Genomic DNA, 23,393 nt, shown 5'->3' with positions numbered 1-23,393 from the left:
CGGCTGAGGGCCGGGCTTAGGCAAGAAGCTTGCTACGAACGTCTGTGGATTAGTACAGACGAACGGCGCGGCGCTGTTCGCGCTGAACTTTCTTGGCGTGACGCTTAACAGCGGCTGCTGCTTTGCGCTTACGCTCAGAAGTTGGCTTCTCGTAAAATTCGCGGCTACGAACTTCAGCCAGTACACCGGCTTTTTCGCAGGAGCGCTTGAAACGACGCAGAGCTACGTCGAAGGGTTCGTTCTCTTTTACTTTGACGGCTGGCATCCAGAGCTACCTTCATTCATTACCGGGGTCAACATCCTCGCGGCAAAAGAGCACTTGAAGACGTCGGTTTTTAAGGGTTGCGGATGTTAACCCCTCATCGCTCGGAATGCAAAGCCTCTGATCGAAAACCGCTGGTCGGGGCATCACGTGGCGACTATTATGCGCGCCTTCGAATTCAGCCTAAACAAGGCGCAAACCCATGCTAGTACTGGGATTAGAAACCTCCTGCGACGAAACCGGCGTCGCATTGTATGACAGTGAACGCGGTCTGCTGGCCGATGCGCTGTTCAGTCAGATCGACCTGCACCGCGTCTATGGCGGTGTGGTGCCGGAGCTGGCCTCGCGTGACCACGTCAAACGCATGCTGCCCTTGATCCGTCAGGTGTTGGCCGAGGCCGACTGCGTGCCGACCGAGATCGACGCAATCGCCTATACCGCAGGTCCTGGCCTGGTCGGCGCGCTGCTGGTGGGTGCATCCTGCGCGCAGGCGCTGGCGTTTGCCTGGGGTATTCCGGCGCTTGGCGTGCACCACATGGAGGGCCACTTGCTGGCTCCGATGCTGGAGCCGAAACCGCCGCAATTCCCGTTCGTCGCTTTGTTGGTTTCCGGTGGCCATACGCAGTTGGTTCAGGTCGACGGCATTGGCCAATACAGCCTGCTCGGCGAGACGCTCGACGATGCGGCCGGTGAAGCCTTCGACAAAACCGCAAAGATGATGGGCCTCAATTACCCCGGCGGGCCGGAAATCGCCAAACTGGCCGAGAAGGGCGTCGCAGGACGTTTCACTTTTCCGCGTCCGATGTGTGATCGCCCAGGTCTGGACTTCAGCTTCAGCGGCTTGAAAACCTTCGCCCTCAACACCTGGCAGCAATGCGTCAGCGCCGGGGACGACGGCGAGCAAGCCCGTTGCGACATCGCGCTGGCATTCCAGCAGGCCGTGGTGGAGACTTTGACCATCAAGTGCAAGCGCGCCCTGAAACAGGCAGGCATGAAGCGGCTGGTGATTGCCGGCGGCGTAAGCGCCAACAAGGCGTTGCGGGTTTCGCTGGAAAAGATGCTCGGCGATATGAAGGGCGATGTGTTCTATGCGCGCCCGGAGTTCTGCACCGACAATGGCGCGATGATCGCGTTTGCCGGTTGCCAGCGCCTGAAGGCCGGTCAGCAGGAAAGTCTGGCAATCACCGTGCACGCACGCTGGCCAATGGAGCAGTTGTCGGCGCTGTAATGAGCGACGCTCATGAACGGCAGTCAGAAATGCCGTTCGCGCCCGGCAAACAGGTCGCGTAGATTGCCGCGATGGCGCCAGACAATCAGCAAGGTCAGCGCGCTCATTGGCAGCAAGGCTTCCGGCTCCTGCCAGGCCAGCAATGGCAGGGTCAGTGGCGTGGCAATCAGCGCCGCCAGCGAGCTGGTGCGGGTCAGGTAGAACGTCAGCAGCCAGGCGCATACCGCCAGCAGCGCGGCGGGTGGATACAGGCCGAGCAGCATGCCGGCGGCAGTGGCAACGCCTTTGCCGCCGCGAAAGCGAAAGTACAAAGGGAACAGGTGACCGATCACGGCGCACACGCCAATCCAGGCCTGATCCTGCAGTGAGAGGCCCGCGCTCGAGGCGATCAGCACCGGCAGCAGGCCTTTGCACAGATCACCGAGCAGGGTCAGGATCGCCAGTTTGCGACCGGCCAGGCGCAGCATGTTGGTGGCGCCGGCATTACCCGAGCCACTCATTCGCGGATCCGGATTTCCGGTCAGGCGGCTGAGCAAAATGGCGAAGGACAGCGAGCCGAGCAGGTAGGCGAGAATCGCCAGTAACCAAAACATGCTAACTATTCCGGGCGAGGACGCCCTGATTCTAACGGCGCATCGCGCCCTTGTCGTGCAGCGGAGAGAAGTGCTTGGACAGAGTGTTTATCGAGGGCCTGGAAGTCGACACCGTGATCGGTGCCTACGACTGGGAGCGCGGCATCCGTCAGTGCCTGCGTCTTGATCTGAGCTTCGCCTGGGACAATCGCCCGGCTGCCGCCGGTGACGACCTGACCCTGGCGCTCGATTACGCCAGTGTTTCCACGCGCATTCAGGCCTTTGCCGAGCAGGCGCAGTTCCAACTGGTCGAAACCTTTGCCGAGCGTCTGGTTGAAGTGCTCATGGCCGAATTCAAGATCACCTGGGTGCGGCTGAAACTGACCAAACCGGGCGCGGTGCCGGCGGCCAAGGGCGGTGTGGGTGTGGAGATCGAGCGCGGATGTCGCTGACTCAGGTCTACCTCGGGCTCGGTAGCAATATCGAGCGCGAAACCCATTTGCGCGCCGGTCTCGATGCGCTGGCCACGTTCCTGGTGGATATCCGATGTTCGGCGGTGTTCGAGAGCCAGCCGGTGGGCATCAAGAGCGGGCCATTCTTCAATTTCGTGGTCTCGGCCTACACGGACCTGCCGTTGATGGAGCTCGATCGGCGCTTGAAATTCATCGAGGCGGACAACGGTCGTTATGCCCCGGATCGCAAGGGCTTGCCGCTGGATATCGACGTGCTGCTGTATGGCGATCTGGTGGGTAACTTCGACGGATTGGTACTGCCGCGTGCGGAAATTCTGAAAAATGCCTTTGTGCTGTGGCCGCTGTCGTTGATTGCGCCGGAGCGAGTGCATCCGGGGGTGGGCAAGAGCTTTGCGATGTTGTGGGCCGAGGCGCAAATTGATCAGGTGTTGGCGCCGGTTGCGTTCCAATGGCGGGGGGAGCAGCTCACGCCTTCGGATTTGCGGTGATATCAAATTCGCTTTCGCGAGCAGGCTCGCTCCCACATGGGATCGCGGTCTCCTGTGGGAGCGAGCCTGGGCGCGAAGTTTTTTCATCAGGCTGTCGCCGCCTCTTTGTAGGCTTTCAACGCCTTCAGTCGTTCCCGCTTCAGCGCTTCGCCCAGTTCAGGCCCCTTGAATCCCTGCTCCAGCAACGGCTGCACGGCCACTTCTCGTGCAGCTTTCGCCGCTCCGCGCAAATAATCCGCCTGTGGATAACTGCGCTGCTCCAGGCCCTTGCGGCCACGGGCATCCATCTCGCACGCGGCGATAAACTCTTCGAATCGCTGCGGCCGGCGATAAACATCGAAACTCTGCAGCAACTCCAGCAGCGTCGAGGCTTTCAGCTCCAGCGCCCGGTGCCCATGGGTGTGGTATTGCCCGACCAGCAGCGCCAGTTCCTGACAGTCTTTGGGGGCCTTGAAGCGCTCGTTGACCGCTTTGATCAGCTTCAGCCCGGTGTGCTCATGGGCGATATGCCTGGGCCATTCTTCTTCCGGCGTCAGGCCTTTGCCCAAGTCGTGCAGCAGGCAGGCCCAGCGCACTGTCAGTGGTTGTTTGTGCAGGGATGATTGCTCCAGCACGCTCAGAGTGTGCAGGCCTGTGTCGATTTCCGGGTGATGGGTCTCTGGCTGCGGCACGCCGAACAAGGCGTCGACCTCCTGCATTAGCACTTTGAGTGCGCCACAGTCGCGCAAGACCTGGATAAACACCTGTGGATGGTCTTCCATCAGTGCGCGGGAAATCTCTTTCCAGCTGCGCTCAGCGGTCAGCGCCTGCAATTCGCCGGACTCACTGAGCTGGCGCATCAAACCCATGGTCTCGTCGGCGACCGTGAAGCCCAGTCCTGCGTAACGCGCAGCAAAACGGGCAACACGCAGCACTCGCAACGGATCTTCGGCGAACGCCGGGGAAACATGGCGAAGGATTCGTGCTTCGAGGTCGCGTTGACCATGATACGGATCGGTCAGGTTGAGCTGATCGTCCTCGGCCATGGCATTGATCGTCAGGTCGCGTCGAATCAGGTCTTCTTCGAGCGTGACTTCGGGACTCGCGTAGAAAGTGAAACCGCCGTAACCGCGACCGCTTTTGCGCTCCGTGCGGGCGAGGGCATATTCCTCACCGGTTTTGGGGTGCAGAAACACCGGGAAATCTGCGCCGACCGGGCGGAATCCCTTGGCGAGCATTTCTTCAGTGGTCGCGCCGACCACGACCCGGTCGACATCAGTGACCGGCAACCCCAACAGGCGATCACGTACTGCGCCACCAACCTTGTAAACCTGCATAAAAAACCTCCGTCAGTCCGACAGGATAACCCTTGCGTCAGACTTTCGGAGGCCAGAACCGGATCAAAGATGAATCACGGCCAGATCGAGCCGGCCGTAATCGCCCTCGCTGTGTTCACTGCGGGGCGGCACGTGATGGGTTTTCATGATCTGGTCGCCTTGCAGGGTTTCCAGATGAATGTCGAAGCCCCAGAGCCGGTGCAGGTGCTTGAGCACTTCCTCGGTGGAGTCGCCCAATGGTTTGCGATCGTGTTGCTGATGGCGCAGGGTCAGCGAGCGATCGCCGCGCCGATCAATGCTGTAGATCTGCACGTTCGGCTCACGATTGCCGAGGTTGTACTGCGCGGCCAGGGTTTCCCGGATGATCCGGTAGCCGCCCTCATCATGGATGGCCGGCACCAGCAGGTCGTCTTTCTGGTCATCATCGAGAATGCTGAACAGCTTCAGATCGCGGATCACCTTGGGGGACAGGTACTGCAGGATGAAGCTCTCGTCCTTGAAACTGCTCATGGCGAACTTGATGGTCGACAGCCAGTCGGAACCGGCGATGTCCGGGAACCAGCGGCGATCCTCCTCGGTAGGCTCTTCGCACATGCGCCGAATGTCGCGGTACATGGCGAAACCCAACGCATAGGGGTTGATGCCGCTGTAGTACGGACTGTCGAAACCCGGTTGGAATACCACGCTGGTGTGCGAGGTGAGGAATTCCATCATGAAGCCGTCGGTGACCAGGCCTTCGTCGTACAAATCATTCATCAGCGTGTAATGCCAGAACGTTGCCCAGCCTTCGTTCATGACCTGGGTCTGGCGCTGCGGATAGAAATACTGGGCGATCTTGCGCACTATGCGCACGATCTCGCGCTGCCACGGCTCCAGCAGCGGTGCGTGTTTCTCGATGAAATAGAGGATGTTTTCCTGCGGCTCGGCCGGGAAGCGGGCGTTGTCCTTGTCGCTGTATTTGTCCGCGCCTTTGGGAATGGTGCGCCACAGATCATTGATCTGCTTCTGCATGTGCTCTTCGCGATCCTTTTGCCGCCGGCGCTCTTCCTCGGCGGAAATCGGATACGGGCGCTTGTAGCGGTCGACACCGTAGTTCATCAGGGCATGGCAAGAGTCGAGCAGATCTTCCACTGCGTCGATGCCGTGGCGCTCTTCGCACTGCATGATGTACTGCTTGGCGAACACCAGGTAATCAATGATCGAACTGGCATCAGTCCAGGTGCGGAACAGGTAGTTGCCCTTGAAGAAGCTGTTGTGGCCATAGCAGGCATGGGCCACCACCAGCGCCTGCATGCAGATGGTGTTTTCTTCCATCAGATAGGCGATGCACGGATCGGAGTTGATCACGATCTCGTAAGCCAGGCCCATCTGTCCGCGACTGTAGGATTTCTCTGTGCTGAGGAAGTGTTTGCCGTAGGACCAGTGGTGATAGCCCAGCGGCATGCCCACCGAGGCATAGGCGTCCATCATCTGCTCGGCGGTGATCACTTCGATCTGGTTGGGATAGGTGTCCAGAGCATAGCGGGCTGCGATCCGGGCGATTTCGCGGTCGTAGGTCTGGATCAGCTCGAATGTCCATTCGGAGCCGGTGGAAATGGGTTGGCGTTTCTGCTCTTTGGCGGTCATGTCACTAACCTGCGCTGGAAGAGTTCACGGAAGACCGGATAGATATCTCCGGCCGAGACCAGTTGCTGCTGGGCAAACGTGTCAGAGAAGGCTTCGGCGATGCGTTCGTACTCGTACCACAGGGCCTGATGTTCGCGCGGGGTGATCTCCACGTAAGTGTAGTACTGCACAAACGGCATGATCTGATTGATCAGGATGTCGCGGCAGATCGGCGAATCGTCGTTCCAGTTGTCGCCGTCGGAGGCCTGAGCGGCGTAGATGTTCCACTCATTGCTCGGATAGCGCTCGGCCATGATCTCCTGCATCAGCTTCAGGGCGCTGGAAACAATGGTGCCGCCGGTCTCACGAGAATAGAAAAACTCCTCTTCGTCCACTTCCCGGGCGCTGGTGTGGTGACGGATGAACACCACGTCGATCTTGTCGTAGTTACGCTTGAGGAAAAGGTACAGCAGGATGAAGAAGCGCTTGGCGATGTCCTTGGTCGCCTGCGTCATCGAACCGGAAACGTCCATCAGGCAAAACATCACTGCTTTGGAACTGGGATTGGGTTGCTTGACCAACAGGTTGTATTTCAAGTCGAAGGTATCTAGGAACGGCACGCGATGGATGCGTGCGCTGAGTTTTTCAATTTCAGCCTCGAGTTCCTGGATATCGCCGAAGTTGTCCGGTTCTTCGCGCTTGAGCCGTGCCAGCTCTTCCTTGGCTTCGCGCAATTTCGCGCGGCTGCTGCCAGACAGGGCAATACGACGCGCATGCGCTGAGCGCAGGGTGCGGATGATGTTGATCCGCGACGGATTGCCCTCGTTGCTGATCCCGGCGCGTACGGTTTTGAATGTGTCGGTGCCGGTCAGGTTGCGTTTGACCAGGTTCGGCAGTTCCAGGTCTTCGAACATGAATTCGAGAAACTCTTCCTGCGTGATCTGGAAGACGAACTCGTCCATGCCTTCGCCGGAATTACCCGCCTTGCCCGGACCGCGTCCACCGCCGCCTCCCGGTGGACGAGCGATATGTTCACCGGCCGTGAACTCTTTGTTACCGGGATGCACCACGGTCTGTTTGCCGCCGCGTCCGTGATGAAGCACCGGTTCGTCAATGTCGCGACCGGGAATGCTGATCTGCTCGCCGTGCTCCATATCCGTGATGGAGCGGCGACTGACTGCCTCTTCGACAGCCTTTTTGATGTGATCACGGTATCGCCGCAGAAAGCGCTGACGGTTCACCGTGCTCTTGTTCTTGCCATTGAGGCGTCGGTCGATCACATAGCTCATAAGGCCCCTCCGGGGAGCTTCAAGTTTTGAGCTGCAAGCTGCAAGTAGAAGCGAATGCCCCGTGTTTTCGGGTTCACGCGCTTAGTTCTTGCAGCTTGTGGCTTATAGCTTGCAGCTGCCTCACTGCGACTTGCGGACCCGCAGGTACCATTCGGACAGCAGGCGTACCTGTTTATCGGTGTAGCCACGTTCAACCATTCGCGTAACGAAGTCGTTGTGTTTCTGCTGATCCTCCTTGCTGGCCTTGGCGTTGAAGCTGATGACGGGCAGCAGGTCTTCGGTGTTGGAGAACATTTTCTTCTCGATGACCACCCGCAGTTTTTCGTAGCTGAGCCAGGTCGGGTTCTTGCCGTTGTTGTTGGCCCGGGCGCGCAGGACGAAGTTGACGATTTCGTTGCGGAAATCCTTCGGATTGCTGATGCCGGCCGGTTTCTCGATTTTTTCCAGCTCTTCGTTTAGGGCCACGCGGTTGAGAATCTCGCCGGTTTCCGGGTCGCGATACTCCTGATCCTGAATCCAGAAATCCGCGTACAGCACGTAGCGATCGAAGATGTTCTGGCCGTATTCGCTGTAGGACTCCAGATAAGCGGTCTGGATTTCCTTGCCGATGAACTCGATGTAGCGCGGCGCCAGGTATTCCTTCAGATAGCGCAGGTAGCGTTCGCGGGTTTCGGCCTGGAACTGTTCCTGTTCGATCTGCTGCTCCAGCACATAGAGCAGGTGCACCGGGTTGGCGGCGATTTCATGCGGATCAAAGTTGAATACCTTGGAGAGAATCTTGAAGGCGAAGCGGGTCGACAGACCGTTCATGCCTTCGTCGACACCGGCCGAATCGCGATACTCCTGAATCGACTTGGCCTTCGGATCGGTGTCCTTTAGATTCTCGCCGTCGTAGACGCGCATCTTCGAGTAGATGTTGGAGTTTTCCGGCTCCTTGAGGCGCGACAGCACGGTGAACTGCGCAAGCATTTTCAAGGTGTCCGGTGCGCAGTGCGCCTTGGACAAGGAACTGTTGAACAGAAGTTTGTCGTAGATCTTCACTTCATCGCTGACGCGCAGGCAGTACGGCACTTTGACGATGTAGATCCGGTCGATGAACGCCTCGTTGTTCTTGTTGTTGCGGAAGGTGTGCCACTCCGACTCGTTGGAGTGAGCCAGCAGGATGCCGGTGAAGGGAATCGCGCCGAGGCCTTCGGTACTGTTGTAGTTGCCCTCCTGAGTAGCGGTCAGCAATGGGTGCAGCACCTTGATCGGCGCCTTGAACATTTCGACGAATTCCATCAAGCCCTGGTTGGCTCGGCACAGCGCACCGGAGTAGCTGTAGGCGTCAGCGTCGTTCTGCGGGAATTCTTCGAGTTTGCGGATATCGACCTTGCCGACCAGCGCCGAGATGTCCTGGTTGTTCTCGTCACCGGGTTCGGTCTTGGCCACCGCAATCTGATTGAGGATCGACGGGTACAGCTTGACCACGCGGAACTGACTGATGTCGCCGCCGAATTCGGCCAGGCGTTTGGTCGCCCAAGGCGACATGATGGTGTTCAGGTAGCGTCGTGGAATGCCGAAATCTTCCTCAAGGATCGCGCCATCTTCAGTGGCGTTGAACAGACCCAGAGGTGATTCGAAGACCGGCGAGCCTTTGATGGCGTAGAAAGGTACCTTCTCCATCAGCTGTTTCAGCTTCTCGGCCAGGGACGATTTACCGCCACCGACGGGGCCGAGCAGATAAAGAATCTGTTTCTTCTCTTCCAGGCCTTGGGCAGCGTGGCGGAAATACGAGACGATCTGGTCGATGCATTCTTCCATCCCGTGGAAGTCTTCAAAGGCCGGATAGCGGCGGATCACCTTGTTGGAGAAGATGCGCGACAGCCTCGAATTGGTCGAAGTGTCGAGCAGTTCCGGTTCGCCGATCGCCATCAATAGACGCTCGGCGGCGGAAACGTAGGCGCTGCGATCGTTTTTGCATAGCTCCAGGTACTCCTGCAGAGAGAGTTCTTCCTGGCGTGTGGATTCGAAGCGTTGTTGGAAGTGGCTAAAGATACTCATGACGTCACCTCGCTCGATACGTGGAGCCGACGCCGGATCACTCAGTCGATGCTGGCAGCAGTCGCTGTGGCAGCTGCTGTTTACCCCCCAGAATTCTCCCACGGTCGACAAACCGCGAAAGCTACTCCCGATGATCCGCGCGCCGGTGTACCGGCTCTCCCCTGATTTGGATGGCCTGCGCTTAAGGATAGTTGGGAATTCGAGAGGTAAAGGCGAGATACGTAATTAGTTGTGGCAGACCGTTCGTCTGCCGCGCGCAGGCCCACGGCAGCCGGGGCCTGCGCTGCGCAAAAAAATTATTCGGCGGTGCCTTGCGCGGTTTCCGACGGATAAGTCGTACGCCACAGCTCAAAGCCCCCGTCCATGCTGTAAACGTCGGAGAAGCCTTGGCTGACCAGATAGGCGGCTGCGCCCTGACTGGAATTGCCGTGGTAGCAAACCACGACGGTCGGTGCATCAAGGTCGGCGCCTTGAATGAAAGCGTGCAGCGAATGGTTGTCGAGATGTTTGGAGCCGCTGATGTGCAGCGCGGCAAAGGTCGCTGGATCGCGTACGTCAACCACAACGGCGCCTTGTTCACGCAGGGCCTGCGCCTGTTCCGGGGGGATTCGTTTGAATTCGCTCATGGCGGGTTCCTGTAGCTCAACTGAAAGTGCAGTCTAACGCGGCGCGTCGACTGGCGAAGGTTCGGGGATAAGTGGTGCAATCGTGTGTGCAAGCCCGCCGTGCTCGTCGCATTTGCATGACAGGCGTTCGCCGCTGTCGACGTTCATCAGCGTCAGGCTGCCGCCCCAGACGCATCCGGTGTCCAGCGCGGAAATGCCCGGCTCGTGGATATTGCCCTCGAGCGCAGCCCAGTGACCGAAGATGATGCGTAGGCCTTTGGTCTTGCGCTCCTTGTGCTGGAACCACGGCTTGTAGCCGGGCGGGGCGCTGTCCAGGCCTTCCTTGCTCTTGAGGTCGAGCTTGCCCTCGGCGGTGCAAAAGCGCATGCGTGTGAAATAATTAGTGATCACCCGCAGGCGATCAATGCCTTTGAGGTCGTTGTCCCATTTCGCCGGTTCGTTGCCGTACATGCCGTCAAGGTAGGCGGGGAATACGTTGTCGTCATGCAGGGCGGTCTCGACTTCGGCGGCGCACTTCAACGCACGGCGCAGCGACCATTGCGGCGGGATGCCAGCATGGACCATCGCAACATCGCGTGTTTCGTCGTAATGCATCAGCTTCTGCTGGCGCAGCCATTCCATCAATTGCGGGCCGTCGGGGGCCTCGATGATTTCGCGCAAGGTGTCGCTTTTCTTCAAGCGCTCGATCTTTTTCGCGGCGGCCAGCAGATGCAGATCGTGATTGCCGAGGACACACACCAGCGACTCGCGCATCTCGTAGAGAAAGCGCAGGGTTTCCAGCGACTGCGGACCACGGTTGACCAGATCGCCGACCAGCCACAACCGGTCAAGCGCCGGATCGAAAGCGACTTGCTTGAGCAGGCACTTGAGCGGTTCGAGGCAGCCTTGCAGGTCACCGACGGCGTACGTCGTCATCAGTGCAGGGCTCCGGGTACGGCGAGGCGAAACGGTTTGATGGTCGCATCGAAACGTTTGCCGTCGTCGGCGAGCATCTGATAGGAGCCTTGCATGGTGCCGACCTTGGTGGTCATCACCGTGCCGCTGGTATACGTATGGCTCTTGCCTGCATCGATCAATGGTTGCTGGCCGACGACGCCTTCACCGCGCACGTGTTCGACATGGCCGTCACCATCGGTGATCACCCAGTGCCGGGACAGAAGCTTGGCCGCAATCTCGCCGTTGTTCTGCACGGTGATGGTGTAGGCGAAGGCGAAACGGTCGTGTTCGGGTTGCGATTGGTCTGCCAGATAATGGGTGACGACGCTGACATCGACCTGATAACGGGAATCGGACATGCAAGAAGGCCTTAACGAAGCGGAACGCGGGGCGTAGCTGATGGGGAATCAGTCTAGGCAAGTATCGGGCAGTAAACCAGAGTGGTGTGCTGCCCGATAGCGTTCATCGCGGGTCAGTCGGCGGCGGGAGCTGCCGGGACCTGTATCGCGAGCTGGTCGGCCAGGCGCACGAATGCGGCCAGATCCAGTTGCTCGGGACGCAGGCTGCCATCAACGCCAGCGGCTTCGATCTCGGCGTTGCTGAGCAATTGCTTGAGGGTATTGCGCAAGGTTTTGCGGCGCTGATTGAAGGCTTCGCGTACCACGCGCTCCAGTAGCTTGTGATCCTTGGCCGGGTGCGGCAGTACCGCGTGGGGCACGAGACGAACGATCGCCGAATCGACTTTCGGCGGCGGATTGAATGCGCCCGGGCCGACGTTGAACAGATGTTCCACGCGGCAATGGTACTGAACCATGATCGACAAACGACCCCAGTCACCGCCACCAGGGCCTGCTGCCAGACGCTCGACCACTTCTTTCTGCAACATGAAGTGCATGTCACGAATGATGCCGGCGTTGTTCAGCAGGTGAAAAATCAGCGGCGTGGAGATGTTGTACGGCAGATTGCCAACCACCCGCAGGCTGTTCGGCGCGGCATTCAGCGTATTGAAGTCGAACTTCAGCGCATCGCCCTGATGCAGGTTGAAATTGCTCATGCCGGCAAACTGCTGGTTGAGGATCGGGATCAGATCCTTGTCCAGCTCCACTACGTCGAGTTGCGCGCCGGAGCCCAGCAAACCTTGGGTCAGCGCACCCTGACCGGGGCCGATTTCCAGCAGGCGGTCGTCAGGCTTGGCGTGGATGGAGCGCAGAATGCGGTCGATAACGCCGGCATCGTGGAGGAAGTTCTGACCAAAGCGTTTGCGCGCCTTGTGTTGGTATTGCTCGTTCATAAACGGGTCTCGGCCATCTGGTAGGCGGTTTCCAGGGCGACTTGCAGGCTGCCGGTGTCGATCCTGCCGCTGCCGGCCAGATCCAGGGCGGTGCCATGGTCGACCGAGGTGCGGATGATCGGCAGGCCCAGCGTCACGTTGACGGCAGCGCCGAAGCCTTTGTACTTGAGCACGGGCAAGCCCTGGTCGTGGTACATCGCCAGCACTGCGTCGCAGTGCTCCAGATATTTGGGGGTAAACAGAGTGTCGGCAGGCAGCGGGCCACGAAGGTCCATGCCCTCGCCGCGCAGGCGCTCTAATGTCGGTTCGATGATGTCGATTTCTTCATGGCCCAGGTGGCCGCCTTCACCGGCGTGCGGGTTGAGGCCGCAGACCAGGATGCGTGGCCGGGCGATGCCAAATTTGTCTTGCAGGTCGGCGTGCAGGATTCGCGTGACGCGCTCCAGCCGCTCCGGGGTGATCGCGTCGGCAATCTCGCGCAGAGGCAGATGCGTGGTGACCAGCGCCACGCGCAAACCGCGAGTGGCCAGCATCATCACTACTTGCGCGGTGTGCGTCAGGTCGGCGAGAAACTCAGTGTGTCCAGAGAATGCGATGCCCGACTCGTTGATCACACCTTTGTGTACCGGCGCAGTGATCATCCCGGCGAAGTCGCCATTCAGGCAGCCGTTGCCGGCGCGGGTCAAGGTTTCGAGGACGAATGCCGCGTTGGCCTTGTCCAGTTGCCCGGCGATTACCGGTGCGCTGAGCGGCGTGTCCCAGACGTACAGGCTGTTGGCCGGCGCTGGAACATCTGGCCACTGCCCTGGCGCGACATCCAGCAGGTTGATGGCCAGCCCCAGTTGCGCGGCCCGCTCAAGGAGCAGGTCGCGGCTGGTGATGGCAATCAGGGGATGTGGCTGGGCTTGCGAGGCGAGCAGCAGGCACAGGTCGGGACCGATGCCGGCTGGTTCGCCGGGTGTCAGCGCGAAACGCTTGGGTTTCACTGCGCTGCCTGGTCTGCACCAGGAAGTTTGATCTCTACGTAGGCTTCGTCACGGATCTGACGCAGCCAGGTCTGCAGCTCTTCGTCGTATTTGCGGTTACGCAGTACGGTCATGGCTTGCTGCTCACGGGCCTGTTCGGTTCCGTCAGTGGCGCGACGGCCAAGGACTTCCAGCACGTGCCAGCCGTATTGGGTCTGGAATGGCTTGGACAGCTGACCTTGTGGGGTCGAAGCCATCACTTCGCGGAATTCCGGTACCAGCACGTTCGGGTCGATCCAGTTCAGGTCGCCACCGTTGAGAGCGGAACCCGGATCTTCCGAGTAGTTTTTCGCCAGTTCGGCAAAGTCTTCGCCGGCGGTGATGCGGTCATACAACGATTGCACCAGTGCCTTGGTCTTGGCTTCGTCGCGGATCGGGCTCGGCTTGACCAGGATGTGACGCACATGAACTTCGTCGCGCATCTGCGCTTCGCCGCCACGTTTGCCCAGCAGCTTCAGAATGATGAAGCCGCCCGGTGTACGCGCAGGCTGAGTAATGTCGCCTACGGCCATGCTGCTCAATTCACGATCGAACGGCGGTGGCAGTTGCGCGGCTTTACGCCAGCCCATCTCGCCGCCTTCCAGCGCGTTGTCGCTACCGGATTTGGCCACGGCCATCTGACCGAAGTCAGCGCCTTGCTTGAGCTGCTGGTAAACATCCATGGCCTGACGATAAGCGCTCTGAATCGCTTCAGAGTTGGCGCTTTCCGGGGTCGGAATCAGGATGTTGGCCAAGTGCAGTTCTTCGGACAGTTGCATCTTGCCGAGGTCAGAGGCGAGGAAGTTCTTCACTTCCTGCTCGGAAACCTGAATACGTTCTGCCACGCGACGCTGACGCACGCGGCTGATGATCATCTCGCGCTTGATCTGGTCACGGGCGTCGTCATAGTTCAGGCCATCGCGAGCCAGCGCAGCACGGAACTGATCAACAGTCATATTGTTGCGCTGGGCGATGGTGCCGACAGCCTGGTTCAGCTCTTCGTCAGTAATGCGGATGCCCGAACGTTCGCCGATCTGCAGTTGCAGGTTTTCGACGATCAGGCGCTCGAGCACTTGCTGATCGAGCACGCCCGGAGGCGGCAGACCGCCCCCGCGCTTGGCGATGGTCTGCTGAACTTCGTGAACGCGCTGGTCCAGTTGGCTCTGCATGACCACGTCGTTATCGACGATCGCCACCACTTTATCGATGGACTGTACGGCGGCGTTGGCCGCCGTACCCAGGAACAGCGCGCCCAGCATCAGCGGGCGCAGACAATCAGAAAGCTTGGTCTTCACGTTCACGATAACCTTGAATGCCTTTGTCGAGGAAGCTCTCTACCTTGGCGCCAGTCAGGCCGCCGAGTCCCTTCAGAACAATTTGGAGGAAGATGCCATGGTCGCCTTTTTCGTTTTCCGGGGCGTTCTGACTGTTTTCGTCATAAGCGACCCAGTAACGATTGATCAGGCGCAGTTTCCAGCAGCAGTTGTCGTATTCGAAACCACCGAAGGCTTCCAGCGTGCGATTGCGGTTGTAGTCGTACTGCCAGCGGCTGATGGCGTTCCACTGCGGAACGATCGGCCAGATGACCGAGAAATCATGCTGCTGGATCTTGTAGTAGTCCTTCACGTAGCCAGGCTGCCCCGGGGTGCCGTAGTCGCCACCGCCCACAGTCCAGCGACCGGTGTTCTGGTCGTAACGAATCTGGTCGTTGCGATAGCGATAACCAACGTTGACCACTTTGTTCGGGTTGTCTTCAGGCTGGTAGTGGAACATCGCACTGCCGGAACGTGGGCTGCGGCTGTCCGGATCCCAGTTGTAGTCAGCGGTGGTGCGCCAGTCGCGGTTCCAGCGGTATTCGTACTCCAATGCGTATGGCGAAACGCTGGATTTTGCATCCTCACGCGTTCTGGCATCGATTCCAGGCAGCTGTACGTTCCGATCCTTGAAATAAAATGCCTGACCAACACTAATGCGTTGCCGTTCGAAACCGTTTTCTTCGATCCAGCGGCTAGTCACACCCAGCGACAACTTGTTTTCGTCGCCAATGCGGTCAGAGCCGGAAAACCGATTGTCGCGGAACAGTGTTGAATAGTTGAAGGTGGACTCGCCAGTGTCGAAAACCGGGATGTCGGATTGGTCTTTTTCCGGAACGTATAGGTAGAACAGACGAGGCTCGAGGGTTTGGCGATAGTTTTTGCCAAACCATGAAGTGTCGCGATCAAAATACAGTCCACTGTCGATACTGACGATGGGCACTCCGCGACTCTGGTTGCGGCTGTAAGAACCGTTCAAGCGCTCTTGTTCTGCACTTTGCCCGGCAACATCGCGTTTACCCTGAGAATCGAGATCCAGGTCGTATTGGGTGTATTGATACTTTAACGACGGCTTCAGAAAACCGTATGTCCAGTTGAGTGGAAGGCTGACAGCAGGTTTCAGGTTCAATCGATTGCCGTTGGCACGTGCCAGACCAAATACGTTTGTATCCAGGCGACGCTCCACTTCACCGTCTTCATTGGTAAAGTCACCTTTGAGCAAGTCGCGCTCGAAACGAACGATCTCGGTCTCGTAGTCGAAATCCAGACCTTGCGGATGATAAGGCAATTTGCCGTTGAACGTGATCTGCGGCAGGCGGCCATACGGCGTGATGTTGGAAACGGTCGCCAATTGGTACTGTTGGGCATTCAAACGTGCAACATAGCTGTCGCCACGATAGCTGACGGCGCCTTGCTGATTGACGTAGTCGCTGGATTTCACGCCGATCTGGTCGGTTTCCAGATCCTGGAAGTAATACGGATCGCTGATCTTGGTGTAATCGACCTCGGTGAACACGCGGGAGTCAAGACCGCCCTTGTGCTGCCAGTTGTACATGTAGCGAGTCTTTTCGTAGTCGGTCTGTTTGCTGCGCTCGGTATCGTCATCATTCAGATACGCGGCACCGAACTGACCTTCACTCGACTTGGTCAGGTAACGGAATTCGCCTTCCACCAACATGCCGCGCTTGCTCATGTAGCGCGGGTACAACGTGGCGTCGTAGTTCGGCGCCAGGTTGAAGTAGTACGGGGTGACCAGCATGAAGCCGGTATCGGTGGTGCTGCCGATGGTCGGCGGCAGGAAGCCTGATTGGCGACGGTCGTCGATCGGGAAGTAGATGTACGGGGTGTACAGAATCGGGATGTCTTTGACGCGCAATGTCACGTTGGTTGCGGTACCGAAACCGGTCGCCGGGTTCAAGGTGATGTTGTTGCCCTTGAGCTGCCAGGCGTTGCTGTTCGGTTCGCACGTGGTGTACGTACCGTCCTTCAAGCGGATGATCGCGTTTTCGGCACGCTTGGCATACAGCGCGTTACCGCGGATGCGCGATTTGTGCATCACGTATTCGGCGTTGTCGACCTTGGCTTCGCCGGTGTCGAGCTGCACATCGGCGTGGTCGCCGACGATCAGCGCGCCGTTGTCACGGATGCGCACGTTGCCGGCCAGTTCGCCACGGCTCTCGGCCTGATACAGATTGGCCTCGTCAGCTTCGACCTGCATGCTGCCCTGACGCATGATCACGTCACCGGCGAGGCTGGCGACTTGTGTGTCCTGCTCGTAACGCGACGCTTTGGCACCGATGAAGGTCGGCGCGTCACTTTTATTCGTCTTGTCATTCATGCCAGGACGAATCGGTTCGATATAGGAACCAGAGCAGTAAGGACCGGTCTCGGCCAATTGGGCGGCGGTGAGCTTCTCGCGCGGAACCCAGTCGAGGTGACTGTAGTCTTCGCTACGGGATTTCAGGCCGCGGCCCTTGGACTCAGTGACCAGTGCGGTTTTTGCACCGGTCTCTGCGCCGGAACCGTTGTCGGCCGGGGCCTCGCCAGCAGAGCTGACGGCACTGCCGTCATGCACCGGGCGCGGCGGCAATGCCGCAGCGGGCGACTTGGGCGCACAGTCCCAGCCACCCGTAGCCGAGACGGAGCAGTCATACTGCTCGGCGGCAACAACGAATTGACTGGCCAGAGGTTGCATAGCCAGCAGACTGCCGGTTACCAACAACGGAAATTTTTTACGAAACGCGGGGGATTTCAATGCCATCTTATTAGTCCGGGCTTCCTGCGTGCCATCTGCCCGCGGTGTGGGCCGCACGCCTCTCGATGGTCTGAAAAAGATGCTGGATAATAAAGCATGACCCGCTTGACGGCTAGCGCCGTCGGAGACCCTTGCAATGCCTGACCAAGATGTACGCTTGCAACACCTGAAAGTTTGGCTCGATGAGCAGTTGGCAAAGCTGTTTGTCGAGCAGGGCTGGGGCACCGTGCCCCCGGCCACGTTGACCGCGGCCAGCAGCGACGCGAGTTTCCGCCGCTACTTCCGCTGGGAGGGCGATGGTCGCAGCTTCGTCGTGATGGACGCGCCGCCACCCCAGGAAAACTGCAAACCGTTCGTGGATATCGCTTTTTTGCTGGCGAAATCCGGAATTAATGTGCCGAAAATTTACGCCGAAGACCTCGAGCGCGGTTTTCTTTTGCTCAATGACCTGGGCAACAAGACCTATCTCGACGTCATCGATGGCGAAAATGCCGACGCGTTATTCCACGATGCCCTGCAAGCGCTGTTGGCTTTTCAACAGTTGCCGATGGTTGCGCCGTTGCCGAGTTACGACGTCGCCTTGTTGCGTCGTGAGCTGGAACTGTTCCCCGAGTGGTACGTCAAGCGCGAGCTGGGCGTCGAGTTCGATGCGGCCCAGCAGCAACAATGGCAACACATCAGCGAGTTGCTGATCGACAGCGCGCTGGCGCAGCCGAAAGTGCTGGTGCACCGTGACTACATGCCGCGCAACCTGATGCTCAGCGAGCCCAACCCCGGCGTGCTGGATTTCCAGGACGCGGTGTACGGCCCGGTGACCTACGACGTGACTTGCCTGTTCAAGGACGCCTTCCTCAGCTGGCCGGAAGAACGTGTTCGCGGCTGGCTGGAAAGTTATTGGCAGCAAGCCTCGGCATTGGACATCCCGGTGCAGGCGGACTTCGAAGAATTCCTGCGCGCCAGCGACCTGATGGGCGTGCAGCGTCACCTGAAAGTCATCGGCATCTTCGCGCGTATCTGCCATCGCGATGGCAAGCCGCGTTATCTGGCCGATGTGCCGCGCTTCTTCTCTTATATAGAAGCAGTGATCGCCCGCCGTCCTGAACTGGCGGAGCTGCAAGCGCTGTTCAGCAGCTTGCGTGCTGGAGCGACGGCATGAAGGCAATGATTCTGGCGGCGGGCAAAGGCGAGCGTATGCGCCCGCTGACCCTGACCACGCCGAAACCGCTGGTGCAGGCCGCTGGCGTGCCGCTGATCGAGTATCACCTGCACGCCCTCGCGGCCGCAGGCTTCAACGAAATCGTCATCAACCACGCCTGGCTCGGTCAGCAGATCGAGGATCATCTGGGCGACGGTTCGCGTTTCGGCCTGAGCATCCAGTACTCGCCGGAAGGCGAGCCGCTGGAAACCGGTGGCGGGATTTTCCGAGCGCTGCCGTTACTTGGTGACGATGCGTTTCTGGTGGTCAACGGCGACATCTGGACCGATTACGACTTCAGCGTGCTGCACCAGCCGATCAATGGCCTGGCGCATCTGGTGCTGGCGGACAATCCGCCGCATCACCCGAAAGGCGACTTCAGCCTGATCGACGGCAAAGTGCAGGACGGCGAGCCTGATGCGCAGACGCTGACGTACAGCGGTATCGCCGTGCTGCATCCGCAGTTGTTCGATGGTTGCAGCGATGGCGCGTTCAAGCTTGCACCGCTGCTACGCAACGCCATGGCCAACGGTGAAGTAACAGGCGAGCGGTTGAAGGGGCATTGGGTAGATGTTGGTACCTACGAGCGTCTGGCCGAAGCCGAAGCCTTGATAGAAGCGAGTCGCTGAGATGCTGTGGCCAGGGACTCTGATTGGAGCCGGAGTGGGGTACGCGATTGCCAGCATTCCGGGGGCCATGCTTGGGGCGTTGTTGGGGCAGGCGCTGGATCGGCGCTTGCACTTGCAGAGCTGGGGACATTTACGCGAAAAGCTCGGCGGCCGGCCGATGCTGCGCAACGATGAATTGCTGTTCGTTTTGCTCGGGCGTCTGGCCAAGAGCGACGGGCGCGTCACTGACGGGCATATCCAGCAGGCGCGCAACGAAATGCGCGCGCTGGAAATGAGCGAGCCGGCGACACGGCGGGCCATTGCTGCATTCAATCGCGGCAAGTCCGGCAGCGACAATCTGCGCGGCTATCTGCGTCGATTGAGTGCGCAACCGCATGCGGCTGAGGGCGTGTTGCGTGCCTGCTGGCGAATGGTCTGGGCTGATGGTCGCGCCGGGGTCAGCGAACGCGAGTTGCTGGCGCAGTGGGGCAAATGGCTCGGCTGGACGGCGCAGCAGGTGCAGGCATTGGCCAGCGATTACGAGCCGGGCAAGCGGCCGATCGTCAGTGCGGCAGTGAGTTACCAGGAGGCAATGAAGTTGCTTGGGGTGTCGGCGAGCAGCGAGCCGGCACAGATCAAGCGCGCTTACCGGCGATTGCTCAGTCGCCATCACCCGGACAAGATCGCCGGCAGTGGCGCGACCCCGGCACAGGTGCGTGAGGCGACCGAGCGGACGCGGGAATTGCATAACGCCTATACGTTGATTCGGGAGCGGCGGGATTTTCGCTAGGAATTAGATGGGTTTTGCTTGTGCTTGCCTCTTCGCGAGCAGGCTCGCTCCCACATTGAATTGTGCATAGATCCAATGTGGGAGCGAGCCTGCTCGCGAATTAAGGGCGACTCGGTGGAACAGTCAGTCAACAGCCTGAGGATTCAACCAGCCCCGCACCCGCCGAAACAATTGTTCCTGCTCAGCCTTCTTGTCCGGCAATACCTTCAGCGCCACCTGGCTGAACGCCGAGGTCTTCAGACGCTTGCTCGCCTGCATGCGCTCCAGCGCCGCGTTGCGATCCAGCGCTCTGTCCATGTAGAAAATATCCACCGTCGGCAGCTTCAGTGTCGGCGTCAGTTCGGCGAGTGGCGGCAGGGCTTTGGTCGGGACTTGCGCATCGACCATCACCAGTTTTTCCACCTGCGGCGTCTGCCGCTCGCTGAGAAAACGCGCCGCCCAATAAGCGCCGGTGCCGTGGCCGAGCACGACAATGCTGCGCGCGCTCTGCTGTTCGGCGTAGGCAATCGCTGCGTCGATGCGTCCGAAAATGCGCTCGGCGTCGGCCTTGGCCTGTTCTTCGCTGGTTTCGGCGACCACCTGTTCGGCGACCTCCGCTTCACCGCCAGCGGCCTGTTCGATCGGTTGTGCGGTGGCGGCATCCTTGCTTGTGGTTTCCGGGGCTTTCGGCGCCGCGGCCGGTTCGATCACGCGCGGAGCAATGGCGTCGCCTTGCAGATCCGGCAGGGTGATACTCAGGCTGCTCCACTCGACGTCCGGCAATTTGCGTCGCAACGGGCCGATTGCCTGCGGCCAGTCAGCGGTTTCGCCGGCACCGGGAACGATGATCACCGCGCCTTTGGGGTCGGCGCTGTTGGCCGGTTTCCACAGGGCGAGGAAGGTGTCGCTGCCAGCCTGCAGTTGTTGCTGCTCTTGCGCCGGCAGTTTACGTTGCAGTGCGGCGGCCTCTTCCTGACTACGCTCAAGCAGTGGCTGGCGCTCGGCCGGTTTTTCTTCGGCGGGTTTATCCGTGGCGGCAGGCGCCGGGTCGGCGGCTTCGACGGAAAACGCACAAGGCAGGATCAGCGACAGGCACAATGCTGGCAGTGCCAGGCGGTAGACAGAGGGCATTGGTTATTCCAGGCCAGAAAAGTATCCCGGCAGCCTAATGGGTTGGTCAGAATTTGTCAGTGTATGAGACTTCAATGAAGCGATTTTGCTGCCTGTGGGTTATCGGCTGTTTGTGGTTTCCCTTGATGGGCTGGGCGGCGCCTGCGCCACCGGATCATGCCGCGCAATTGTCGCCAGAGCAGCAGCAATGGCTGGCGCAGCACAACGAATTGCGCGTCGGCCTGGTCTTGCAGGCGCCCTACGCGACCTACGATCGGCGCCTGCAGCGATTGTCCGGGGCCAATGTCGAGTTGATGAAACTGCTGGCCAACACCCTCGGCGTGGAACTGAGCTGGCGCAACTTTCAGGATCTGGGGGCATTGGAAAACGCTTTGCGCGAGGGCGAGATCGACATCGCTCCGGGCCTCAGCCAGACCCCGAGCGCGCTGCGCCTCTGGCAGTTTTCCGACCCGTACATGCGCGTGCCGCAACTGGTGGTCAGCGACCAGAAAAGCAGCGGCGCGGTCGATCTGGAAAAGCTCGACAGCCAGACCCGCGTCGCCGTGCGCATGCCGAGCAGCACCGCCGATTACCTGCGCAGCAACTATCCGCACTTGAATTTGCAAGGCGTGCCGCTGGAACGGCAAGCGTTGCAACTGCTGTTGAGTCAGCAAGCCTCCTACGCGGTGGTCGACGAAGCACAGTTGGGCCGGCTGTCGGTGGAGCCGGAGTTTGCCGAACTGGTGGTGGTCGGCGATATCGGCCTGCCGCAACTGCTGCGTGTGGCCTCGCGGCGCGATTGGCCGGAACTGGCCGGCATCGTCCAGAGCGCCTTGCGCGCGATCCCGGCCAAGGATCTGGAACAATTGCACAACCAATGGCTGCAGCCGAAATATCCACGGCTGACCGAGTCGCCGGGGTTCTGGCAGAACCTCAGTCTGTTGTTCGCGGTGATGCTGCTCAGTTGCGCGGCGATCGTGGCGTGGCAGCGTCGCCAACAGCGCAGCCTCGAACAACGCCTGCTCAGCGCCCGCGAAGACATTGCGTTGCGCGCGGCCAGTGAAGAGGCGCTGCGACTGACGCAGTTTTCCATCGACCAAAGCACCGTCGGCATTCTCTGGGTCAATTGGGACAGCCATGTGCGTTACGCCAACCGCGCGGCGGAAAACATGCTTGGTTATACCTCGGGCGGGCTGATCGAACGGCCGCTGATCGATTTCGAGCCCGGCCTGCACATGGATCGCTGGCTCAATCTGTGGAAGCGTGCACGGGCCAGTGAAGAAGGGCCGCTGAGCTTCGAAACCAGCTGCCTGCGCGCAGATGGCAGTGTGCTGCCGGCGGACGTTTCCCTGAGCTTCCTGCGTTTTCGCGACAGTGAATATCTGGTGGTCTACCTCACCGACGTCACCGATCGCCGCCGCGCGCTCGCCGCTTTGCAGGAAAGCGAGGCGCGCCTGCAAGGCATCGCCGCCAACGTTCCGGGTCTGGTGTTCAGGCTGGAGCGGGCACCGGTCACCGGGCAGATCGACTTTGCCTACATCAGCGAGGGCAGCGAAAGTCTGGTCGGTTATGCGCCGGCAGCCATCGCTCATCGCGACATGGGCCTGCGCAGCCTGGTGCATCCCGACGACAAGGCCAGTTATCACCGCACCCAGGATCAGGCGCTGGACACTGACAGCGACTGGTCGTGGCAGGGCCGCATCGTCACGCGCCAGGGTGAGCAGCGCTGGGCCGAGATCAAAGCGATCACCCGCCAGCTGGAGGACGGCGCCTATGTGTGGGACGGCATCGTCTGGGACATCAGCGAAAGCAAACGCATCGAGCTGGAACTGGCGGCCTCGCGCGAGCAACTGCGCGAACTGTCGGCGCACCTGGAAAGCGTGCGCGAAGAAGAGAAGGCGCGCATCGCCCGGGAAGTCCATGATGAGTTGGGGCAGATGCTCACCGTGCTGAAACTGGAGACATCGATGTGCGAATTGGCCTACGCGCAGCTTGATCCGGGACTCAACGAGCGGCTCAACAGCATGAAACGCCTGATCGCGCAGTTGTTTCAGCTGGTACGCGATGTGGCGACGGCGTTGCGCCCGCCGATCCTTGATGCCGGGATTGCCTCGGCCATCGAGTGGCAGGCTCGGCGTTTCGAGGCGCGCACACAGATACCGTGTCTGGTGCAGGTGCCGGACAACCTGCCGGCACTCAGCGATGCCAAAGCGGTGGGGCTGTTCCGGATTTTGCAGGAGGCGCTGACCAATGTGATGCGCCATGCTCAGGCGCACACGGTGGAGCTGACGCTGGAGCTTGCGGGCGATGAATTGTGTCTGACCGTCAGCGATGATGGCGTAGGATTTGTCGCGGCCGAGGGTAGGCCGACGTCGTTTGGCCTGGTCGGCATGCGTGAGCGGGTGCTGATCATGGGCGGGCGGCTGGAGCTGGTGAGTGAGCCGGGGGAGGGCACCAGTCTGGTGGTGCGAGTGCCGGTGAGTGAGGTTTGACATGTTGCGGTGTCTGGA

General features: G+C 59.9%; 21 protein-coding genes. 7 read left to right on the top strand and 14 right to left on the bottom strand.

Annotation, left to right across the window (positions count from 1 at the left end; translation table 11 throughout):
* Positions 1-49 precede the first annotated feature (49 nt).
* Entirely contained in the window at positions 50-265 is a 216-nt protein-coding gene (gene rpsU, locus ACYSTU_RS04330) for a 30S ribosomal protein S21 (protein ID WP_002551877.1), read from the bottom strand.
* A 199-nt stretch (positions 266-464) separates the two neighbouring features.
* On the opposite strand from rpsU, the gene tsaD reads away from it, so the two are divergent.
* Positions 465-1,490: a tRNA (adenosine(37)-N6)-threonylcarbamoyltransferase complex transferase subunit TsaD gene (tsaD, locus tag ACYSTU_RS04325; protein WP_498996288.1), complete on the top strand. Its 1,026-nt coding sequence runs from the start codon at positions 465-467 to the stop codon at positions 1,488-1,490.
* A 23-nt stretch (positions 1,491-1,513) separates the two neighbouring features.
* Here tsaD and plsY read toward each other — a convergent pair whose 3' ends face one another.
* Positions 1,514-2,083: a glycerol-3-phosphate 1-O-acyltransferase PlsY gene (plsY, locus tag ACYSTU_RS04320; RefSeq protein WP_024014548.1), complete on the bottom strand. Its 570-nt coding sequence runs from the start codon at positions 2,081-2,083 to the stop codon at positions 1,514-1,516.
* Positions 2,084-2,157: 74 nt separating this feature from the next.
* On the opposite strand from plsY, the gene folB reads away from it, so the two are divergent.
* Together folB and folK are read left to right on the top strand one after the other, a co-directional pair.
* Positions 2,158-2,514, top strand: a complete 357-nt coding sequence (folB, locus tag ACYSTU_RS04315; protein ID WP_016772885.1) for a dihydroneopterin aldolase — start codon at positions 2,158-2,160, stop codon at positions 2,512-2,514.
* Entirely contained in the window at positions 2,505-3,023 is a 519-nt protein-coding gene (folK, locus tag ACYSTU_RS04310; protein ID WP_122751591.1) for a 2-amino-4-hydroxy-6-hydroxymethyldihydropteridine diphosphokinase, read from the top strand. Before folB ends, folK begins: the two co-directional genes overlap by 10 nt.
* Before the next feature lie 86 nt (positions 3,024-3,109).
* Here the strand turns inward: folK and ACYSTU_RS04305 are convergent, their stop codons facing one another.
* The 11 genes from ACYSTU_RS04305 to ACYSTU_RS04255 form a co-directional block, all read right to left on the bottom strand.
* Complete coding sequence (locus ACYSTU_RS04305) at positions 3,110-4,339, bottom strand: multifunctional CCA addition/repair protein (RefSeq protein WP_498996285.1); 1,230 nt, start codon at positions 4,337-4,339, stop codon at positions 3,110-3,112.
* Positions 4,340-4,402: 63 nt separating this feature from the next.
* Positions 4,403-5,965, bottom strand: coding sequence for a SpoVR family protein (locus ACYSTU_RS04300; RefSeq protein WP_024014545.1), 1,563 nt, complete (start codon positions 5,963-5,965; stop codon positions 4,403-4,405).
* Complete coding sequence (locus ACYSTU_RS04295) at positions 5,962-7,233, bottom strand: YeaH/YhbH family protein (protein WP_039757709.1); 1,272 nt, start codon at positions 7,231-7,233, stop codon at positions 5,962-5,964. The genes ACYSTU_RS04300 and ACYSTU_RS04295 overlap by 4 nt, the downstream gene beginning before the upstream one ends.
* 120 nt (positions 7,234-7,353) lie before the next feature.
* A complete protein-coding gene (locus tag ACYSTU_RS04290; RefSeq protein WP_016772892.1) occupies positions 7,354-9,276 on the bottom strand; it encodes a PrkA family serine protein kinase in 1,923 nt (640 codons plus the stop codon).
* A 296-nt stretch (positions 9,277-9,572) separates the two neighbouring features.
* Positions 9,573-9,902 (bottom strand): thiosulfate sulfurtransferase GlpE, encoded by a 330-nt coding sequence (glpE, locus tag ACYSTU_RS04285; protein ID WP_016772893.1) that lies wholly within the window; start codon positions 9,900-9,902, stop codon positions 9,573-9,575.
* Positions 9,903-9,935: 33 nt separating this feature from the next.
* Positions 9,936-10,817, bottom strand: coding sequence for a symmetrical bis(5'-nucleosyl)-tetraphosphatase (locus tag ACYSTU_RS04280; RefSeq protein WP_498996279.1), 882 nt, complete (start codon positions 10,815-10,817; stop codon positions 9,936-9,938).
* Positions 10,817-11,197 (bottom strand): Co2+/Mg2+ efflux facilitator ApaG/CorD, encoded by a 381-nt coding sequence (gene apaG / locus ACYSTU_RS04275; protein ID WP_016772895.1) that lies wholly within the window; start codon positions 11,195-11,197, stop codon positions 10,817-10,819. Before apaG ends, ACYSTU_RS04280 begins: the two co-directional genes overlap by 1 nt.
* 113 nt (positions 11,198-11,310) lie before the next feature.
* Positions 11,311-12,129: a 16S rRNA (adenine(1518)-N(6)/adenine(1519)-N(6))-dimethyltransferase RsmA gene (gene rsmA, locus ACYSTU_RS04270; RefSeq protein WP_041476699.1), complete on the bottom strand. Its 819-nt coding sequence runs from the start codon at positions 12,127-12,129 to the stop codon at positions 11,311-11,313.
* The gene (gene pdxA / locus ACYSTU_RS04265) at positions 12,126-13,115 is read right to left on the bottom strand and encodes a 4-hydroxythreonine-4-phosphate dehydrogenase PdxA (protein WP_498996274.1); all 990 of its coding nucleotides are present in this window, start codon (positions 13,113-13,115) and stop codon (positions 12,126-12,128) included. Before pdxA ends, rsmA begins: the two co-directional genes overlap by 4 nt.
* Positions 13,112-14,434 (bottom strand): peptidylprolyl isomerase SurA, encoded by a 1,323-nt coding sequence (surA, locus tag ACYSTU_RS04260; RefSeq protein ID WP_498996270.1) that lies wholly within the window; start codon positions 14,432-14,434, stop codon positions 13,112-13,114. The genes pdxA and surA overlap by 4 nt, the downstream gene beginning before the upstream one ends.
* Complete coding sequence (locus ACYSTU_RS04255; protein ID WP_498996267.1) at positions 14,409-17,207, bottom strand: LPS-assembly protein LptD; 2,799 nt, start codon at positions 17,205-17,207, stop codon at positions 14,409-14,411. Before ACYSTU_RS04255 ends, surA begins: the two co-directional genes overlap by 26 nt.
* Before the next feature lie 130 nt (positions 17,208-17,337).
* On the opposite strand from ACYSTU_RS04255, the gene ACYSTU_RS04250 reads away from it, so the two are divergent.
* From ACYSTU_RS04250 to ACYSTU_RS04240, 3 genes are read left to right on the top strand one after another with little or no spacing between them, the layout of a single operon-like run.
* A complete protein-coding gene (locus tag ACYSTU_RS04250; protein WP_498996264.1) occupies positions 17,338-18,357 on the top strand; it encodes an aminoglycoside phosphotransferase family protein in 1,020 nt (339 codons plus the stop codon).
* On the top strand, positions 18,354-19,025 hold the full coding sequence (gene murU / locus ACYSTU_RS04245; RefSeq protein ID WP_498996261.1) for an N-acetylmuramate alpha-1-phosphate uridylyltransferase MurU: 672 nt from the start codon (positions 18,354-18,356) through the stop codon (positions 19,023-19,025). The genes ACYSTU_RS04250 and murU overlap by 4 nt, the downstream gene beginning before the upstream one ends.
* A gap of 1 nt (position 19,026) precedes the next feature.
* A complete protein-coding gene (locus tag ACYSTU_RS04240; protein ID WP_073476573.1) occupies positions 19,027-19,794 on the top strand; it encodes a TerB family tellurite resistance protein in 768 nt (255 codons plus the stop codon).
* Between the two features lie 123 nt (positions 19,795-19,917).
* Here ACYSTU_RS04240 and ACYSTU_RS04235 read toward each other — a convergent pair whose 3' ends face one another.
* Entirely contained in the window at positions 19,918-20,904 is a 987-nt protein-coding gene (locus tag ACYSTU_RS04235) for an alpha/beta hydrolase family protein (RefSeq protein ID WP_498996255.1), read from the bottom strand.
* A gap of 74 nt (positions 20,905-20,978) precedes the next feature.
* On the opposite strand from ACYSTU_RS04235, the gene ACYSTU_RS04230 reads away from it, so the two are divergent.
* Entirely contained in the window at positions 20,979-23,375 is a 2,397-nt protein-coding gene (locus ACYSTU_RS04230) for a PAS domain-containing sensor histidine kinase (protein WP_498996253.1), read from the top strand.
* The last annotated feature ends 18 nt before the right edge of the window (positions 23,376-23,393 follow it).

The sequence above is a fragment of the Pseudomonas glycinis genome (assembly GCF_054871425.1).
This window is presented reverse-complemented; position numbering and strand designations above follow the sequence as displayed.

Coding starts and splice junctions, on each gene's coding strand:
- ACYSTU_RS04280 (WP_498996279.1), bottom strand. CDS start 10,817: ATGACGACGTACGCCGTCGGTGACCTGCAAGGCTGCCTCGAACCGCTC.
- ACYSTU_RS04295 (WP_039757709.1), bottom strand. CDS start 7,233: ATGAGCTATGTGATCGACCGACGCCTCAATGGCAAGAACAAGAGCACG.
- murU (WP_498996261.1), top strand. CDS start 18,354: ATGAAGGCAATGATTCTGGCGGCGGGCAAAGGCGAGCGTATGCGCCCG.
- plsY (WP_024014548.1), bottom strand. CDS start 2,083: ATGTTTTGGTTACTGGCGATTCTCGCCTACCTGCTCGGCTCGCTGTCC.
- ACYSTU_RS04235 (WP_498996255.1), bottom strand. CDS start 20,904: ATGCCCTCTGTCTACCGCCTGGCACTGCCAGCATTGTGCCTGTCGCTG.
- ACYSTU_RS04240 (WP_073476573.1), top strand. CDS start 19,027: ATGCTGTGGCCAGGGACTCTGATTGGAGCCGGAGTGGGGTACGCGATT.
- apaG (WP_016772895.1), bottom strand. CDS start 11,197: ATGTCCGATTCCCGTTATCAGGTCGATGTCAGCGTCGTCACCCATTAT.
- ACYSTU_RS04255 (WP_498996267.1), bottom strand. CDS start 17,207: ATGGCATTGAAATCCCCCGCGTTTCGTAAAAAATTTCCGTTGTTGGTA.
- ACYSTU_RS04290 (WP_016772892.1), bottom strand. CDS start 9,276: ATGAGTATCTTTAGCCACTTCCAACAACGCTTCGAATCCACACGCCAG.
- rpsU (WP_002551877.1), bottom strand. CDS start 265: ATGCCAGCCGTCAAAGTAAAAGAGAACGAACCCTTCGACGTAGCTCTG.
- ACYSTU_RS04305 (WP_498996285.1), bottom strand. CDS start 4,339: ATGCAGGTTTACAAGGTTGGTGGCGCAGTACGTGATCGCCTGTTGGGG.
- ACYSTU_RS04300 (WP_024014545.1), bottom strand. CDS start 5,965: ATGACCGCCAAAGAGCAGAAACGCCAACCCATTTCCACCGGCTCCGAA.
- folK (WP_122751591.1), top strand. CDS start 2,505: ATGTCGCTGACTCAGGTCTACCTCGGGCTCGGTAGCAATATCGAGCGC.
- rsmA (WP_041476699.1), bottom strand. CDS start 12,129: ATGAACGAGCAATACCAACACAAGGCGCGCAAACGCTTTGGTCAGAAC.
- glpE (WP_016772893.1), bottom strand. CDS start 9,902: ATGAGCGAATTCAAACGAATCCCCCCGGAACAGGCGCAGGCCCTGCGT.
- ACYSTU_RS04230 (WP_498996253.1), top strand. CDS start 20,979: ATGAAGCGATTTTGCTGCCTGTGGGTTATCGGCTGTTTGTGGTTTCCC.
- tsaD (WP_498996288.1), top strand. CDS start 465: ATGCTAGTACTGGGATTAGAAACCTCCTGCGACGAAACCGGCGTCGCA.
- ACYSTU_RS04250 (WP_498996264.1), top strand. CDS start 17,338: ATGCCTGACCAAGATGTACGCTTGCAACACCTGAAAGTTTGGCTCGAT.